The sequence below is a fragment of the Nocardia sp. NPDC049737 genome, assembly GCF_040674755.1.
Taxonomy (GTDB): Bacteria; Actinomycetota; Actinomycetes; order Mycobacteriales; family Mycobacteriaceae; genus Nocardia.
In genome coordinates, this window is sequence record NZ_JBFANH010000049.1 from 26,270 (window position 1) to 42,184 (window position 15,915).

The 15,915-nt window shown below is 66.4% G+C and carries 15 protein-coding genes; 11 read left to right on the top strand and 4 right to left on the bottom strand.

Going from position 1 to position 15,915, the window contains the following annotated elements:
* The first annotated feature begins 190 nt into the window (after positions 1-190).
* The 7 genes from AB0J47_RS39020 to AB0J47_RS39050 all read left to right on the top strand — a co-directional run bounded on the left by AB0J47_RS39020 (position 191) and on the right by AB0J47_RS39050 (position 9,425).
* A complete protein-coding gene (locus AB0J47_RS39020) occupies positions 191-1,471 on the top strand; it encodes a geranylgeranyl reductase family protein (protein ID WP_364358604.1) in 1,281 nt (426 codons plus the stop codon).
* Position 1,472: 1 nt separating this feature from the next.
* Complete coding sequence (locus AB0J47_RS39025) at positions 1,473-1,886, top strand: AraC family transcriptional regulator (RefSeq protein ID WP_364358607.1); 414 nt, start codon at positions 1,473-1,475, stop codon at positions 1,884-1,886.
* A 65-nt stretch (positions 1,887-1,951) separates the two neighbouring features.
* Complete coding sequence (locus AB0J47_RS39030) at positions 1,952-2,389, top strand: VOC family protein (protein ID WP_364358610.1); 438 nt, start codon at positions 1,952-1,954, stop codon at positions 2,387-2,389.
* Positions 2,390-2,508: 119 nt separating this feature from the next.
* Positions 2,509-2,991, top strand: coding sequence for a DUF3592 domain-containing protein (locus AB0J47_RS39035; protein WP_364358613.1), 483 nt, complete (start codon positions 2,509-2,511; stop codon positions 2,989-2,991).
* 89 nt (positions 2,992-3,080) lie between these two features.
* Complete coding sequence (locus AB0J47_RS39040; RefSeq protein ID WP_364358616.1) at positions 3,081-4,223, top strand: glycosyltransferase family 1 protein; 1,143 nt, start codon at positions 3,081-3,083, stop codon at positions 4,221-4,223.
* A gap of 153 nt (positions 4,224-4,376) precedes the next feature.
* Positions 4,377-5,090 carry a demethylmenaquinone methyltransferase gene (locus AB0J47_RS39045; protein WP_364358619.1) on the top strand — a complete coding sequence of 238 codons (714 nt, stop codon included), beginning with the start codon at positions 4,377-4,379 and terminating at the stop codon, positions 5,088-5,090.
* A 150-nt stretch (positions 5,091-5,240) separates the two neighbouring features.
* Positions 5,241-9,425 carry a bifunctional nitrate reductase/sulfite reductase flavoprotein subunit alpha gene (locus tag AB0J47_RS39050; protein WP_364358622.1) on the top strand — a complete coding sequence of 1,395 codons (4,185 nt, stop codon included), beginning with the start codon at positions 5,241-5,243 and terminating at the stop codon, positions 9,423-9,425.
* 75 nt (positions 9,426-9,500) lie between these two features.
* Here the strand turns inward: AB0J47_RS39050 and AB0J47_RS39055 are convergent, their stop codons facing one another.
* Entirely contained in the window at positions 9,501-10,535 is a 1,035-nt protein-coding gene (locus tag AB0J47_RS39055; RefSeq protein ID WP_364358625.1) for an aldo/keto reductase, read from the bottom strand.
* Between the two features lie 82 nt (positions 10,536-10,617).
* On the opposite strand from AB0J47_RS39055, the gene AB0J47_RS39060 reads away from it, so the two are divergent.
* Positions 10,618-11,232: a TetR/AcrR family transcriptional regulator C-terminal ligand-binding domain-containing protein gene (locus tag AB0J47_RS39060; protein ID WP_364358628.1), complete on the top strand. Its 615-nt coding sequence runs from the start codon at positions 10,618-10,620 to the stop codon at positions 11,230-11,232.
* Between the two features lie 64 nt (positions 11,233-11,296).
* Here AB0J47_RS39060 and AB0J47_RS39065 read toward each other — a convergent pair whose 3' ends face one another.
* Positions 11,297-11,767, bottom strand: a complete 471-nt coding sequence (locus AB0J47_RS39065) for a MarR family transcriptional regulator (RefSeq protein ID WP_364358631.1) — start codon at positions 11,765-11,767, stop codon at positions 11,297-11,299.
* Positions 11,768-11,831: 64 nt separating this feature from the next.
* Between AB0J47_RS39065 and AB0J47_RS39070 the strand changes: the two genes are divergently transcribed.
* Positions 11,832-12,332 (top strand): SgcJ/EcaC family oxidoreductase, encoded by a 501-nt coding sequence (locus tag AB0J47_RS39070; RefSeq protein ID WP_364358635.1) that lies wholly within the window; start codon positions 11,832-11,834, stop codon positions 12,330-12,332.
* On the opposite strand, the gene AB0J47_RS39075 is transcribed toward AB0J47_RS39070, so the two are convergent.
* On the bottom strand, positions 12,333-12,911 hold the full coding sequence (locus tag AB0J47_RS39075; RefSeq protein ID WP_364358638.1) for a TIGR03086 family metal-binding protein: 579 nt from the start codon (positions 12,909-12,911) through the stop codon (positions 12,333-12,335).
* Between the two features lie 178 nt (positions 12,912-13,089).
* Between AB0J47_RS39075 and AB0J47_RS39080 the strand changes: the two genes are divergently transcribed.
* Together AB0J47_RS39080 and AB0J47_RS39085 are read left to right on the top strand one after the other, a co-directional pair.
* The gene (locus AB0J47_RS39080; protein ID WP_364358641.1) at positions 13,090-13,326 is read left to right on the top strand and encodes a hypothetical protein; all 237 of its coding nucleotides are present in this window, start codon (positions 13,090-13,092) and stop codon (positions 13,324-13,326) included.
* 137 nt (positions 13,327-13,463) lie between these two features.
* The gene (locus AB0J47_RS39085) at positions 13,464-13,688 is read left to right on the top strand and encodes a hypothetical protein (protein WP_364358644.1); all 225 of its coding nucleotides are present in this window, start codon (positions 13,464-13,466) and stop codon (positions 13,686-13,688) included.
* Positions 13,689-13,777: 89 nt separating this feature from the next.
* Here the strand turns inward: AB0J47_RS39085 and menD are convergent, their stop codons facing one another.
* Positions 13,778-15,421, bottom strand: a complete 1,644-nt coding sequence (gene menD / locus AB0J47_RS39090; RefSeq protein WP_364358647.1) for a 2-succinyl-5-enolpyruvyl-6-hydroxy-3-cyclohexene-1-carboxylic-acid synthase — start codon at positions 15,419-15,421, stop codon at positions 13,778-13,780.
* Positions 15,422-15,915 lie beyond the last annotated feature (494 nt).

The window sequence follows — 15,915 nt, forward strand, 5'->3', positions numbered from 1 at the left end:
TCTCCCAGCGATGCGTCCGACCCCACGGTAGAGAACCTAGCGTGTCCCCGCCGCGCGGCCCATGAACACCGTCACTATGCGGTGTATCAGACACTTTTCCATATCGTTTTCCGACCACATCGATCGCATGGTCTGCGCCACGGGCAGGCGCCATCGACACGAACGGAATGCTCCTGCGAGTATTGAGCGCATGGGTTCACCGGATGCCACTCCCGCGGGCGGGGACGGGGAGACGCAGAGCGCGATTCCCACACAGACCGAAGTGCTCGTGGTCGGTGCCGGGCCGGCCGGATCGGCGGCCGCCGCATGGGCCGCGCGGGCCGGACGTGATGTCCTGCTCACCGATTCCGCCGTCTTCCCACGTGACAAGACCTGCGGCGATGGACTCACCCCCCGCGCGACCGCCGAATTGGAGCACCTCGGCCTCGGCGCTTGGCTGCGGGCGCACACCGTGAACCATGGCCTGCGGATGACGGGTTTCGGTCGTGAGGCGCTGCTGCCGTGGCCGGGCGGCTCGTTCCCAACGTATGGAAGTGCCGTTCCCCGAACCGAACTCGACGACAAGCTGCGTGAGACAGCCGTGAAGTCGGGTGCCCGGATGCTGGATGGCACGAAAGTGATCGATGTCATCCGGGAGGGTGATCGCGTCACCGGTGTGACGGTGAAGACGGCGGAGGGCCCGCATTCGATCGCATGCAAGACGCTCGTCGTCGCCGACGGTGTCCGCTCCCCGATCGGCAAACTGCTCGGGCGCACCTGGCATCGGCAGTACGCCTATGGCACCGCGGCCCGCGCCTACATCAAATCCGCGCGCAGCGATGACCAGTGGATCACTTCGCATCTGGAGCTGCGCAATGCCGACGGCGATTTGGTGCCCGGCTACGGCTGGGTGTTCCCGCTGGGCAATGGGGAGGTGAATATCGGCGTCGGCTCGCTCGCCACCGAGAAGCGGCCCTCGCATATCGCGCTGAAACCCCTACTGGAGCACTACACCTCGTTGCGCCGCGAGGAGTGGCAGTTCGAGGGTTCGCTGCGAGCGGTCGCCTCCGCGCTGCTGCCGATGGGCGGCGCGGTATCGAATATCGCGGGGCGCAATTGGGTGCTGATCGGCGATGCCGCGGGCTGTGTGAATCCGCTGAACGGCGAGGGCATCGACTACGGACTCGAGGGCGGGCACATGCTCGCCGGACTGCTGGACGAACCGGATCTCACGACGGTGTGGCCGCAGCTATTGCGTGCCCGCTACGGGCGGACGTTCTCGGTGGCACGGCGCATCGCCGGTTTGGCGACCCACCCGCGGATGGTGCCGATGGGCGGGCCGCCGGTGATGCGGTCGAAGTATCTGCAGCGCACCGCGGTTCGGGTGATGGGCAATCTGGTCACCGATGAGGATCTGGATCTGACGGCCAGGGCCTGGCGGGCCGCGGGGCGGGCGTCCTACCGCTTCGACGAACTCGCACCCTTCACCTGAGATGACCGGACTACCCGCGCTCTACCTACTTCCGCATCTGCGGCGGGCGCGGGATCTTGCGGACCGCAACTATGCCGAGCCGTTGAATCTGGACGAACTAGCCGCTGCCGCGGGAGTTTCGAAGTATCACTTCCTGCGCGCGTTCGCGGCCGTGTACGGCGTGACGCCCGCGGCGTATCTGGCACAGCGACGGATCGAGCGGGCGCAGGACTATCTGCGGGCCACCAACCTCACCGTGACCGAGGTCTGCATGATGGTCGGGTACAGCAGCCTCGGGTCGTTCAGCAGTAAGTTCCGGCAGTTGGTCGGGGTGACGCCGTCGGAGTATCAGGCCAAATTCGCGGACGGCGCGCCGCGGATTCCGGGCTGTTATGTGTTCATGCACGGGCTATCGGATCGCAAGCCGCGAAGTTGAGCGGTTCGCAGAGCTCAGCAATTTCGGAGAAGCGCGCGGGTCGACGCGTTTCCTAGCCTTTGGGCATGACTATTACGAATGTCTCCTTGGTCACCGTGTACGTCACCGACCAGGACGCGGCCAAGCAGTGGTACACCGAAAAGCTGGGGTTCGTCGAGACCAGCGATGTGACGATGGGCGACAACGGATTCCGCTGGGTCAGCGTCGCACATCCCGATCATCCGGAACTAGAGATCACCCTGATGATTCCGGGACCGCCGCTGGATGAGAATCTCGCCGATGCCATCCGCCGTGCCCTGGCCAATGGCACCCACGGCGCGCTCGGTCTGAAGACCGATGACTGCCAGAAGACTTTCGAGGAATTGACCGCCAAGGGTGTGGAGTTCGTCCAGCCGCCCGCCGAACGCCCCTATGGCACGGAGGCGATCATCCGGGACAACTCCGGCAACTGGCTGGTGCTGGTGGAGCCCAAGGAATTCAGCCCGGAGGATTTCGCCGGGTAGCCGACGAGCCCGAACGCGTCAGGCGCTCGCCTGCGCGGCGACCCACTCCTCGATATGTGAAGCTGAATTTTCGGGACATGCGCGCACATCGCATCGGAGGCGGCAAGTAGCCTGTGGTGGTGTCGGAAACCAGCCAGTCCGAAAGGCGTTCGAACCGCCTGCGGCGGGCCAGGATCGGGGTGCTGACGGCTGCGGTCTTCCTCAGCGCCCTCGTCGTGCTGCTGGTGCTCGCCGCCTGGCGCAACGACTATCTGATCAGCTCCGACAAGGGTGTGACCTCCGCCGAGGTGCTCTCCGCCGGGCGGCTGCGTTCGGCGGTCATCTATGTCACACCGGACGGGAAGACGCACAATCCGAAGGTCGGGGTGCTCTATCCGACCAACCTCACCGCCGGTGAGCGGATCAATGTGGAGTACAGCCGCAAGGATCCGGATCTGGTCCGGGTGGCCGGGCGCGACGCGCGGGTCGCGATTCAGCCCGCGCTGTCGGTGATTCTTGTGGTGTGGGCGGTCGCGGTGCCCACGATGTGGCTGCTGCTGCGAGCACAGCGCCGCACGCCCGACCCGGTGAACGGACCCCACGCCGCGGCTGGCGCCGCCTGAGGCGAGCAGCCCCGACAGTTCGCCGGATCTTTGTGTATCGGTCATCTCGACGTGACGGCGTGGCGCGTTGCGCGGGTCAACCTGGGATGGTGCGCGTAGCCATCGTTTCGGAGTCGTTCCTGCCGAATATGAACGGCGTCGTCAATTCCGTGCTCCGGGTGCTGGACCACCTGGACCAGCACGGGCACGAGGCGCTGGTGATCGCGCCGGACACGCCGCACGGGCTGCCCGCCGCCCCACGGATCTATAAAAGGTTCCCAGTGCATCTGGTACCAGCGGTGATGGTGCCGAAAGTCAGCTCGCTGCCGGTGGGCCTGCCACAGCCCGGTATCACCGCCGCGATCGACGAATTCGATGCCGATGTGGTGCATCTGGCCTCGCCGTTCCTGCTCGGCGCGGGTGGTCTCGGTGCGGCGATGCGGCTGGATCTGCCGACGGTCGCGATCTATCAGACCGATGTGGCCGGATTCGCGAAAAGTTACGGGCTGGGGCTGGCCAGTCGGGCGGCCTGGGCCTGGACGCGCCGGATTCATGAGGGCGCGACACGGACATTGGCGCCGTCACGCGCGGCGGCCGAGGATTTGCGGCGGCACGGTATTCCGCGGGTGCACCGCTGGGGTCGCGGTGTCGATATCGGTCGGTTCACGCCGTCGGCGAAGCGGACGGAGCTGCGAGCCTGCTGGTTGCGCGGTCAGGACAAGCTGCTGGTTGGGTTTGTCGGGCGGCTGGCACCGGAGAAGCATGTGGAGCGGCTCGCGGTGCTGGGCAGCGACCCAGCGATCCAACTGGTGATCGTCGGAGACGGGCCGGAGCGGGCCCGGTTGGCGCGGATGATGCCCACCGCGATCTTCACCGGTGAGCTCGGCGGTGACGAACTGGCCGAGGCGTACGCGAGCCTGGATGTGATGGTGCACGCGGGTGAGCACGAGACGTTCTGTCAGGGCGTGCAGGAGGCACTAGCGGCCGGGGTGCCGGTGATCGGCCCGGATGCGGGCGGACCACGCGATCTCATCGCGCACTGCCGCAACGGCTACCTGCTGCCGGTGGATCGCTTCGCCGAGCTGCTGCCCAGTGCGGTTGCGGCGCTTCGTGATCCGGTATTGCGGGCGCGATTCGCCGCGGCTGCCCGCAAGTCGGTGCTGCACCGGACCTGGCCCGCCATCTGCACCGAATTGATGGGCTACTACGCCGATATCACGGGGATTCGGACCCAGTTGCCGCACACCGCGTAATCGATCCGCGTGTGAGTTTCGCGACCTCCGAACGCCGATTACCTGGTGTGACCATGAAAAACGCGGGCGCGCCGGCCGATGGCACGGATTGTCTGGGCCAGTTCGGCGCGGGAGTCTCGCCCCGCATGTGTTACGCGCGGTAGGTTCGGGGGCGTGGCGAAAACAGAGCAGCGGGAACCGGTTCGGGCTTCGCTGGACAAGCAGCCGCACGAGGTCGCGTCGATGTTCGACGGGGTCGCGAAGCGGTACGACCTGACCAATACCGTCATCTCCTTGGGACAGGACCGATATTGGCGCTGGGCGGTGCGCAAGGCCGTCGCGCCGCGGCCGGGTGAGCGCGTGCTCGACCTCGCCGCGGGTACCGGCATTTCCACGCTGGACCTGGCGAAATCCGGTGCCTGGTGTCTGGCGGCCGACTTCTCCCAGGGCATGCTCGCCGCGGGCAAGTTCCGCAATGTGCCGATGGTGGCCGCCGATGCCACGGCACTGCCCTTCGCCGACGATTCGTTCGACGCGGTGACCATCTCCTACGGTCTGCGCAATATCTCCGAAACCGATGCCGCGCTGCGCGAGATGCTGCGGGTCACCAAGCCGGGCGGGCGGATGGTGATTTGCGAATTCTCCACGCCGATCGTGCCGGTCTTCAGCACCATCTATCTGGAGTACCTGATGAAGGCGCTGCCGAAAGTCGCGGTGGCGGTGAGCAGTAATCCGGATGCCTACGTCTACCTCGCCGAATCCATCCGGGCCTGGCCGAATCAGCGGCGATTGGCGCTGCGGATCGCCGATGCGGGCTGGTCGTCGGTGAAATGGCGCAATCTGACCGGCGGCATCGTCGCACTGCACCGCGCTTACAAACTGGGCTGACCGCCTGATCGGACTGCGCACCTGGTCGCGGCATATTTTCGTGGCGCACGCCACACCTCACGCGGGAGATTTGCCGCGGTGAGGTTAATTGTCATCTGTCGATAACGTTGGGTAAATCGGCCGCAATCGGCGGTGCGCATGATCGGTGGCATGACCGATGCAGGCATCGACCGCGCGAGCACCGCCAGAACGGCGTGCTCGTACTGCGGCGTCGGCTGCGGCGTCGTTGTCGAGACCCGCCCGGGTGCGGGCGGCGCGCCGGTCATCGCCAAGGTGCGCGGCGACAAACTGCATCCGACGAACGCCGGCCGCCTGTGCACCAAGGGGGCGACCCACCAGGAGTTGATGGCGGCCCCGGGGCGGATGGAGACCGCGTACCGGCGGCCCGAGCGCGGCCAGGTACCGGTGCCCGTGCCTGTCGACGAGGCGGTGCACGAGGTAGCCACCCGGCTGCGGGCGATCCTGGACGAACACGGACCGGACGCCATCGCGCTGTACGTCTCCGGGCAGATGTCGCTGGAGGCGCAGTATCTGGCGACCAAACTGGCCAAGGGGTACCTGCGGACCAAGCACATCGAGGCCAATTCCCGACTGTGCATGGCCAGCGCCGGCACCGGCTATAAGCAGTCGCTCGGCGCGGACGGGCCGCCCGGCTCCTATGACGACTTCGAACACGCCGATCTGTTCTTCGTGATCGGTGCGAATATGGCCGACTGCCACCCGATCCTCTATCTGCGCATGATCGACCGGGTCAAGGCGGGGGCGAAACTGATAGTGGTGGATCCGCGGCGCACCGATACTGCCGCGCGGGCCGATCTGTTCCTGCAGATCGCACCGGGTACCGATCTCGCGCTGCTCAACTGCCTACTGCATCTGCTCGTCGAGAACGGTGATATCGACGCGGACTTCATCGCCGAGCACACCGAGGGATGGGCGGCGATGCCGGAATTCCTCGCCGATTACCCGCCGGACAAGGTCGCCGCGATCACCGGGCTGTCCGAGGTCGATATCCGCACGGCCGCGCGCTGGATCGGCGAGGCCGGGGAATGGATGTCGCTGTGGACCATGGGACTCAACCAGTCCACCCACGGCACCTGGAACACCAACGCACTCTGCAATCTGCACCTCGCCACCGGGGCTATTTGTCGTCCGGGCAGCGGGCCGTTCTCGCTGACCGGTCAGCCCAACGCCATGGGCGGGCGCGAAATGGGGTATATGGGACCGGGTTTGCCCGGCCAGCGCAGCCTGCTCTCCCCCGCCGACCGCAGCTTCGTGGAGACCGCGTGGGGGGTCGAACCCGGCACGCTGCGTACCGAGACCGGTCCGGGCACCATCGAGATGTTCCGCGAGCTATCCGAGGGGCAGATCAAGGCGGCCTGGATCATCTGCACCAATCCCGTTGCCACCGTCGCCAACCGGAAGACGGTCATCGGTGGGCTGGAGGCGGCCGAGCTGGTCATCGTGCAGGACGCCTACACCGATACCGCCACCAACTCCTACGCCGACATACTGCTGCCCGCCACGCTGTGGGCCGAAGCCGATGCGGTGATGGTCAATTCGGAGCGCAATGTCACGCTGCTGCGGCGCTCGGTGGATCCGATCGGCGATGCCCGACCGGACTGGCTGCTGATCGCGCAGGTCGCCACCGCGATGGGTTTCGCAGGCTTCGAATACTGCTCCAGTGCCGAGGTTTTCGACGAGATCAAGCAGTTCGCCAATCCGACCACCGGATACGACCTGCGTGGGATGAGCTACCAGCGGTTGCGCGAGGGGCCGATGCAGTGGCCGTGCGCCGAGACCGACCGCGAGCGCAACCCGATCCGCTACCTCAATGACGGTGTCAGCCAGGAACTTTTCGTCGACGAAGCCGGACGCCAGCCCCGGTTGGCGTTCGCGACACCGAGCCGTCGCGCGGTGTTCTGGCCGCGCCCGCATATGTCGCCGGCGGAAATGCCCGACGAAGACTACCCTTTCATGCTCAATACCGGCCGCTTGCAGCATCAATGGCACACCATGACCAAGACCGGCAAGATCGACAAGCTGACCAAGTTGACCGGACAGCCGTTGGTGGAGGTGCATCCCGATGATGCCGAGCGGCTCGGGGTCGAAGCGGGTGACCAGCTCGAAATCGCTTCCCGGCGTGGGCGAGCGGTGCTGCCGGTGCAGATCAGCGACCGGGTGCGGCCCGGTGATTGCTTCGCGCCGTTTCATTGGAATGACGAGCAGGGCGAATATCTGACGATCAATGCCGTAACCAATGACGCGGTGGATCCGGATTCGTTGCAGCCCGAATTCAAGGCGTGCGCGGTGTCGTTGCGCCGGGTCGCGGTGATGCCGAAAGCGGCCGCAACCCCTTCGGCAGGTGTACCGGAAACCGCCGCGAACCATGGCTCGCACCCGCTGGCGGTCATGCTGGGGCTCGACGCGGGTACCGCCCCGACGCTCAGCGAGACCGAGCGGATCTATCTGGCCGGATATCTCTCGGCGTTGCAATCCATTCCGGTGACGGGTCAGCCGGTGCTGCCCGAATCCGCGCCGCTGGCCAAGAACAGTCGGTTGTGGATCGATGGGCTTTTGGCCGGTATGTATTCGCGAAGTGCGGTAACCGAATCCGCGCCCGCCGATACGGCTCCCGACGAACCCGCCCGTCCGATCACCGTGCTGTGGGCCTCACAGACCGGCACGGCCGAAGAGTTCGCGGCCACGACGGCGGCGCGCCTGGCCGAATCCGGTTTCGCGCCGCGGCTGCTCGATATGGACTCGTGCGAACTCCACGAACTCACCGGCGATGTGCTGGTGATCAGCAGTACCTTCGGCGACGGCGGTCCGCCGGATAACGGAACCGACTTCTGGGAACGCCTGGACGACAGCGTGATCCGATTGGCCGGCATGCGGTACGCGGTATTCGCGCTCGGCGATTCCTCCTATGACGACTTCTGCGGCCACGGTCGCAAACTGGACGCGAAGCTGACCGAGCGCGGGGCCACCCGGCTGCTCACACGCGTCGACAGCGAACCCGATTACGAGGAAGCCGCGGCGCGCTGGCTCGACGAGGTGCTAGCCGCACTCGACGGCGGTGCACCCGAAGCGAGTTCGGCCGGTCCCGGCGGAGCTCGGCCGCCCGAGCGGTCCACCGGTGGCACGATGGTGCTGAGCCGTACCGCACCGTCGGTCGGAACGCAGACCGCCGGACCGGCGCCGTTCACCCGCAACGCCCCGGTGACCGCCCCGCTGGTGCGCAATGAGCCGCTGTCGCATGTCGGATCGCAGAAGGAAGTGCGCCAGTTCGGCTTCGACCTGCGCGGGCTGAAAGCGAACTACGAGGTCGGCGATTCGCTCGGGGTCTGGCCGACGAATGGCGATTCGATGGTGGCCGAATGGCTCGGCGCGACCGGGTTGGACGGTCGCCGGATTGTCGAGGTCGACAACCAGGAATTGCCGCTGGCCCAGGCGCTGCGGACCCGCTACGACATCACGAAGGTCAGCCACGACCTGCTTACTTTCATCGCCGAACGCAATACCAACAACCGGCTGGCCAAACTGCTGCGCCGCGATAATCGCAATGAGCTCGACAACTACCTGTGGGACCGGCAGGCCGTCGATGTGCTGCGCGATTTTCCGGTGCGCGCCGATCTCGTCGAATGGCTGGGCACGCTGAAAAAGCTACAGCCGCGCCAGTATTCGATTTCGTCGAGTCCGCTGGTCAGTCCCGACGAGGTGCAACTCACCGTCGGTGTTGTCCGGTACGGCGATCCGGCCGCGACCGGATCCGCCGCACGCCGCGGCGGGGTGTGCTCGACCTTCCTCGCCGACCGTGCCGACGCCGCCGAATCCGCGGTGCCGATCTTCCTGCAGCGTGCACCGCATTTCCGACCGCCGCTGGACCCGGCCACCTCGATGATCATGGTCGGCCCCGGTACCGGCATCGCGCCCTTCCGCGGCTTCCTGCAGGAACGCCGCGCCCTCGGGTGCAGCGGCCGCAACTGGCTGTTCTTCGGCGATCAGCATGCCGCCCAGAACTTCTACTACCGAGCGGAATTGGAGGATATGTTCCGCTCGGGCTTCCTCACCCGACTCGATCTGGCCTTCTCCCGCGACCAGCGCGAGCGGATCTACGTGCAGCACCGGATGATCGAGCACGGGGCCGAGCTGTGGTCCTGGCTGCGTGACGGCGCGCACTTCTATGTGTGCGGTGATGCCGCGCGCATGGCCAAGGATGTCGACGACACCCTGCTGACCATTGCCAGAATCCACGGCAAGCTCGACGAGGACGGGGCGCTGGCGTTCCGGAAGCAGTTGGTCGCCGAGAAGCGGTACGTTCGCGACGTGTACTGAGGGTCCGCCTGAGCGCCCAATCCTGTCCAGATCCGGCGGGAACCCGCAGATTCGAGGAGGAGTGGGCGCTAGGACTCACACCGCGGGAGCATTCAGCCGCGCGAAGTCCGGCAGCCGATAGTACGGATAGTAGGGGTACGCCGGTGTGGTCGCGCTGGCCTTGTCGAGGCGGGCGATTTGGTCGGCATCGAGTTCCCAGCCGATCGCGCCGAGATTCTGGCGCAGCTGCGCCTCATTGCGTGCGCCGACGATGACGGTCGACACCGTTGGACGGCGCAGCAGCCAGTTGAGCGCGATCTGCGGGACGGTTTTGCCGGTCTCGGCGGCGAGTTCGTCGAGGATGTCGACCACGTTATAGAGCTTCTCGTCATCTACCGGCGGACCCGCCTGCGCGGTCTGATGCAGACGGCTGCCTTCCGGAAGTGATTGGCCGCGACGGATTTTCCCGGTCAGTCGGCCCCAGCCGAGCGGACTCCACACCACCGCGCCGACGCCCTGATCCTGGCCGAGCGGCATGAGTTCCCATTCGTAGTCGCGGCCGACAAGTGAGTAGTAGACTTGGTGGGCGACGTAGCGGGTCAGGCCGAGCCGAGCCGCCGCGGCAAGGGATTTCATCAGCTGCCAGCCCGCGAAGTTGGAGGCGCCGAGGTAGCGGATCTTGCCCGCGCGCACCAGATCGTCCAGTACCGCAAGGACTTCCTCGACCGGGGTGTGCGCGTCGAAGGCGTGCAGTTGGAACAGGTCGATGTAGTCGGTGCCGAGCCTGCGCAGCGACCCCTCGACCGTTTTGATCAGGCGCGAACGGCCGGAACCCGCGTCGAACGGACCTGGACCGGTCGGCAGACTCGCTTTGGTGGACAGCAGCAGTCGGTCGCGCCTGCCCTTGATGGCCGCACCGAGCACCTCCTCGGAGGCGCCATCGGAATAGACATCGGCCGTATCGAACATCGTTACGCCCGCGTCCAGGCTGATATCGACCAGTCGACGCGCCTGCTCCGCATCGGTATCACCCCACGCGCTGAACAGTTCGCCGCGCCCGCCGAAGGTGCCCGCGCCGAAGCTCAGCGCCGGGACGAGCAGACCTGATGCGCCGAGCCGACGGTACTCCATGATGACTCCTAAAGGGTCTATAGTTCCGTTAACGATTCGAACCATACACCCGATGCGCTGTAAATGAAACTGGAGTTCCGTTATGGAGTCTGACAATGCCGTTCCCGGCTCGGTTCGCCCTGGTGGGCGCACTGCCCGCGTCCGCGAGGCGGTACTGCAGGCGGCGGGCGATCTGCTCGCCGAGCGCGGTTTCGCGCACCTGGATCTGACCGAGGTCGCGGCGCGCGCGGAGGTCGGCAAGACCACGGCCTACCGCCGCTGGCGCAACTCGACCGGACTTGTCGCCGACCTGCTCATCGATATGGCCGAACAATCGCTGCCACACGCGGATACCGGCTCCCTGCTCGGCGATCTCACCGCCAATGCCCGTCTGGTCGCCAAAACCCTCACCAACCCCCGCCAAGGCAAGCTCTTCCAGGCTGTGATCGCCGCCGCCACCTGCGACGAAACCGCCGCAGCCGCCCTGCGCCGCTTCTACGACATCCGCCTCACCGAATGGACCCCGTGCATCGAAGCCGCCATCGCCCGCGGCGAAATCCCCGAGAACACCGACGCCCGCGCCGTCCTCACCGCCGTGTCGGCCCCCCTCTACTATCGCCTGCTCGCCAGCGGCGACCCGATCGACGACGCGGCCGCCGTCACCGCCGCCGCAGCCGCTACCCAAGCCGCAACAGCGGGCATCTACGCGAAGTCATGAACAAGATCAGGCGGAACTCTCGGGCGATTCCACCCGATCCCGATCTCGGACAACTCGTTGCGGGTTATCCGGAGTGGTTCAGGGCGGCTATCTGACGGTCGGTTTGAGCTCGGTGGACTTCCAGTGCGGTGCGAAGGAAGTCGAGGATGACGTCCAGTTGGTCGGAGTTGTAGCGAGCCAACGCTTTTGCACCCGCCTGGCCGACCGGACCGAAGATTTCAGCAGCCGTCGCTTGCGCGGCCTCGGTGGCTTCGACCAGGACGCGGCGACGATTGGACGGATCCTGGCCGCGGGCGACGAATCCGGCACGGACGAGTCGATCGATGACGGTGGTGGTCGCGGCGGGACTCAGCTTGAGCTGAACACTCAATTCGCCGGCCGCAAGTGGACCGCGACCGAGAACGACGTCGAGGCAGCGAGTATCGGTGCGATTGAGGCCGAGACGAGCGGCGACGGCCTCATCGAAGGCGTCGAAGCTCTCCTGCAGCAGGCGGAGCTGCGTCCCGATCTCTCCGATGGTTTCATCTTTCGACATTCGAATCTTTCTGTTATCGTATATTTCGTTCATCGAAATGATAGCACAGAAGGAGACCAGCGCCATGAACGAGACCCTCGATCGCGCCAGCACCGACGACACACAACTCAGTGCGGTTTTCCAGCAGCTCATGCAGACCTGGACCGATAGCGACGCCGCGGCATTCGGCGCATTGTTCACCGACGACTCCGATTACGTGTCCTACGACGGCACCCGGGCGATCGGCCGTACGGAACACCAGGCCAACCACGACAAGCTCTTTCGCGGCGTGCTCGCCGGTTCGGCGCTGGTCGGCGAATTGGAGTCGATCCGGTACGTGACTGCGGATGTCGCGATCCTGCACGGCACCGCTTCGGTGCTGATGCCGTGGCGGTCGCGGCTGCCCGAGCGCCGCCTGTCGCGGCAGACCGTGGTGCTGGTGCGGACCCCCGATGGGTGGCGGATCACCGCGATTCACAACGGCCGCGTACGACCGGTCACGGTTCCGGAGCCGGATTCGTTCCCGGCCAGGATGTCTCAGCTGATGGCCCGTATCGCGCGCACGCTGGGCCTCGGCCGCAAGTGATCAGCGGGACCAGGCGGGGTCGCGGCCGGTGAGTCCGACGATGCGGTCCAGGAGCGGGGCGGTGTCGGGGACTTGGATGACCGGGCCGAACATGCCCGGGGTGCCCTCGGGCGGTGTGTCCCTCAGAAATTCGAGCAGGATGGCCAGGTGGGCGGGGTCGACGTCCGGTTGCTGACCGGTAGCACGGGCGAGATCCCAAGTGTGGATGACGATTTCGTCCAGGGCGATCGCGGCCATGACGACCGCCGGGGCGGTCACCCCGCCCGCTTCGGTTTCGCCGTCCCAGGCCGCCGGATCGCGCCAGGACTCGACGAGCGCCTTCAGTTGGGCCGGAATGCGGAAGCGCCAGTCGGCGGGCAGGTCGCTCTGCGGGCCGACAGCGGGCGGGACCGAGCGGCCGACCGCTTCCTTGGTCGCGGCCTGCCGGAAGGCCTCGGTCAGTCCGACGACGTGGGCGAGCAGGTCGCGCACGCTGGTGTCGGTGCAGGGTGTGGACGCGGTGAGGTGATCGTCGGCAATGGCGCCGACCACCGCCTCCAGGGCGGTTGCGGCCGGTTCGAGATCGAAATTCGGGTGCATCGGGGCCTCCTCGGCAACGGACGTCATCGATTGAGACGGCGCGCGCCAACGGAATTCATCGGCGCCACGATCCTGCCCGCGTCGGGAACGGTTCGACGGCTTGCGAGGCCTTCCCGCCGCCGTCTATCGCAACCAAGTCGTAGCGGCGAAAGGTGCTGGAAAAGCGGAGAATTGGTAGATGAAGAGCGATCGAGTGGAGATCGTCGTCGATTTCGGCGACGGGTCTCGCAGTTATGAAGTGGCCGCGACGCGGGCCGGGCGCAAGGTCGAGGTGCGCATCGCGCGTGGTGTGGTCGAGGTCAGCGAAGTGACGCGAACGGGCGTCGCCGTTCGAACGGCACGGTTCATGGCGGGGCGCACATTGGCGCTCGTCGAATTCCCGGCGAATGGTTCGGGTCCGGTCGATGGCGAGTAGCGGATGGGTTGCCGCCCGAGCCGACTAGGAGCATTCTCGACAGTGTCGGATTGCGCTGTGATTCTCGCGGCACCTGTTGTTCGTTCGGCAGAGTATCGGGTACCCAACCCAAAACCACGCGCGGAGAGGAATGAACGATGACCGATCCAAGCACGTCCCGCACCATCGACGCGGCTACGGAAGGCGACTACGTCGAGCAGAGCGTCCCCGCCGACCCCGCCGATGACATCGACGACAGCTCCGAAAGCGACCTCGCGGCGGCGGTCACCCGGGATGCCTTCAGTGCCGATCCGGCCGATGTTGTGGAACAGTCGATCCCCGTGCCGCTCGATGACGAGCGCGATTCCGAGCCGGAGTATTGATCGGCCCTCCGCGAACTGTCCCTTCGCGAACTGCCCCCGTGCACTGCTGAGCGCGGAGCGAAAAGCGCACGCTCAGAGCCGGTCCGAACTCACGGCGCGATCTTTGCTCGCACCCTCGCGTGCAACTCCCGCAGACTGGAACGCTCGGTCGCGACCTCGAGCACCCGCAACCCGTGCGCATGCTCGGCCAACTCGACCGCCAACTGCTCGGTATCGACCTGCTTGTGCGGAATACGGTAGGCGGCACACAGCGCGGCCAGGTCCATCCCGTGCGGCGTACCGAAGACCCGCTCGAAAACACCGGCGTACTGCGGATCGCCCTGTTCCAGGAGTTCGAAGATGCCACCGCCGTCGTCATTGGCGACCACGATGGTCAGATCGGCTGGGCGGGGTTCACCTCGGCCGATGAGCAGGCCGGATGCGTCGTGCAGGAAGGTGAGGTCTCCGAGCAGCGCGATGGTGCGGCCGGTGTGGTGCAGTGCCGCGCCGACAGCCGTGGAAACGGTGCCGTCGATACCGGCCACACCGCGATTGGACAGCACCCGAACACCTGGTCGCGGATGCGAGACCAGGGCCGCGTCGCGCACCGGATTGGATGCGCCGAGCAGCAGCTGATCGCCATCGCGCAGCGCGTCCATCACCACCGCGGCCACGTGCAGCCCGGTCGGCTTGGGATGGTTGGCCAGTTCCGTGCGCACGACCCGACCGGCATTCGCATCGAGTTCGCGGCAGTGCGCGAGCCAGTCCGCACTGGGCGCACCCGTGGTCACCGCCCTGGTTCCGGTGCCGACCACATTGCCCGAGACATCGGGCCAGCGCGGACCGGTGGTGAGCGCGTAGACGGTCACGGCCGGATCGGCCAGCACCTTCGCGACCTGACGATGTAGCGTCGGCCGCCCGGTAATGATCGCCTGCCGCGGCTTCAGCAGCGGCAAGGCCAGCGGATGCAGGGACGGACCGTGCATCGGGGCCGTGGGTTCGGCCACCGTGGGCAGCTCGGCCAGTTCCGGGCGCAATCCGGCGCCGTGGCCGGAGATGACGACCGTATCGGGCGTCAGGTCGAGATCCAGCGGCACATCGAGGGTCGCGTACCGAGTGCTCGTCCATGCCTCGCCGCCGGGGCGGCCCTGAGGCGCCCACTCGTCCGGCATGTGATCCGGCACCAGCGGTTCGCGCAGTGGAATATCGAAATGCACCGGCCCGGCATTGCCGGAACGGGTGCCGCGGGCCGCCGCCAGCACCCGGCAGACGGCCGAACGCCACTGGCTGTTCTGCTGGCCGTAGGGCACGCCGCCGTCCGTAACGGACTCTTCCTCGGCGAGTCCGAGGCTGATCGAGGCACGGACCTGGCTACCGAACAGCCCTAACTGTTCGACGGTCTGATTGGCGCCGGAACCGAGCATTTCGTAAGGCCGGTTCGCGCTGAGCACCACCAGCGGAACCCGGGCGTAGTTCGCCTCCAGCACCGCGGGGCCGAGATTGGCTACGGCGGTCCCAGAGGTCATCACCACCGGTACCGGCAGTCGGCTGGCGATGGCGAGACCGATGGCCAGGAAGCCCGCGGTTCGCTCGTCGATGCGCATATGCAGGCGGAGTCGGCCCGCCGCATCGGCCGCCTGTAGTGCGAATGCCAGGGGCGCGTTTCTCGACCCTGGACACAGCACGACATCCCGCACACCCCCGCGCGCGAGTTCGTCAACGACCACTTGCGCCTGTGCTGTAGACGGATTCACGCCTCCAGCCTCTCAGACAGTTGCTTCGACGTCTTCGTCACCCTGCTCACATCGGCACCTCGCTAACACTCGGCACCATGGTGCCCAGAGGGCGCTGTGCCATTGGTTCGCTCGCTGCGCTGCCTCACGCACATGTGTTCGATTGGGATTTTGCCGCCCGCGTCCACCACCGGACGCGGGCGGCTGGCATGCGCCGCAGATCGATGATCCGCATCAGCACAGCGAATCGATTTGCGGTGCAACGTTACCCCCAACCCGACCACACGGAGCGAGTCTTATGAGCGACGTTCGCGGCCCGTCTCGCGTCCGCGCCGAAGGCGCGACCATCAGAAACAGCCGAGTCGCCGAAGCGCATACGACGAAGACACGAACTCCCGTCACTCACGCACCCACCACAGAGCGAGTCTTACGAGCGACCGTTCGCGGCCCGTCTCGCGTCCGAGTCGTCGAAGCGCATGCGCCGCAGGCGCGAGTCTCGACGACTCGGACGCGAG

What these genes read in the sequence shown, in the direction of transcription:
- AB0J47_RS39020 (WP_364358604.1), top strand. Translation starts at nt 191, where the DNA reads ATGGGTTCACCGGATGCCACTCCCGCGGGCGGGGACGGGGAGACGCAG.
- AB0J47_RS39025 (WP_364358607.1), top strand. Translation starts at nt 1,473, where the DNA reads ATGACCGGACTACCCGCGCTCTACCTACTTCCGCATCTGCGGCGGGCG.
- AB0J47_RS39030 (WP_364358610.1), top strand. Translation starts at nt 1,952, where the DNA reads ATGACTATTACGAATGTCTCCTTGGTCACCGTGTACGTCACCGACCAG.
- AB0J47_RS39050 (WP_364358622.1), top strand. Translation starts at nt 5,241, where the DNA reads ATGACCGATGCAGGCATCGACCGCGCGAGCACCGCCAGAACGGCGTGC.
- AB0J47_RS39055 (WP_364358625.1), bottom strand. Translation starts at nt 10,535, where the DNA reads ATGGAGTACCGTCGGCTCGGCGCATCAGGTCTGCTCGTCCCGGCGCTG.
- AB0J47_RS39060 (WP_364358628.1), top strand. Translation starts at nt 10,618, where the DNA reads ATGGAGTCTGACAATGCCGTTCCCGGCTCGGTTCGCCCTGGTGGGCGC.
- AB0J47_RS39065 (WP_364358631.1), bottom strand. Translation starts at nt 11,767, where the DNA reads ATGTCGAAAGATGAAACCATCGGAGAGATCGGGACGCAGCTCCGCCTG.
- AB0J47_RS39070 (WP_364358635.1), top strand. Translation starts at nt 11,832, where the DNA reads ATGAACGAGACCCTCGATCGCGCCAGCACCGACGACACACAACTCAGT.
- AB0J47_RS39075 (WP_364358638.1), bottom strand. Translation starts at nt 12,911, where the DNA reads ATGCACCCGAATTTCGATCTCGAACCGGCCGCAACCGCCCTGGAGGCG.
- AB0J47_RS39080 (WP_364358641.1), top strand. Translation starts at nt 13,090, where the DNA reads ATGAAGAGCGATCGAGTGGAGATCGTCGTCGATTTCGGCGACGGGTCT.
- AB0J47_RS39085 (WP_364358644.1), top strand. Translation starts at nt 13,464, where the DNA reads ATGACCGATCCAAGCACGTCCCGCACCATCGACGCGGCTACGGAAGGC.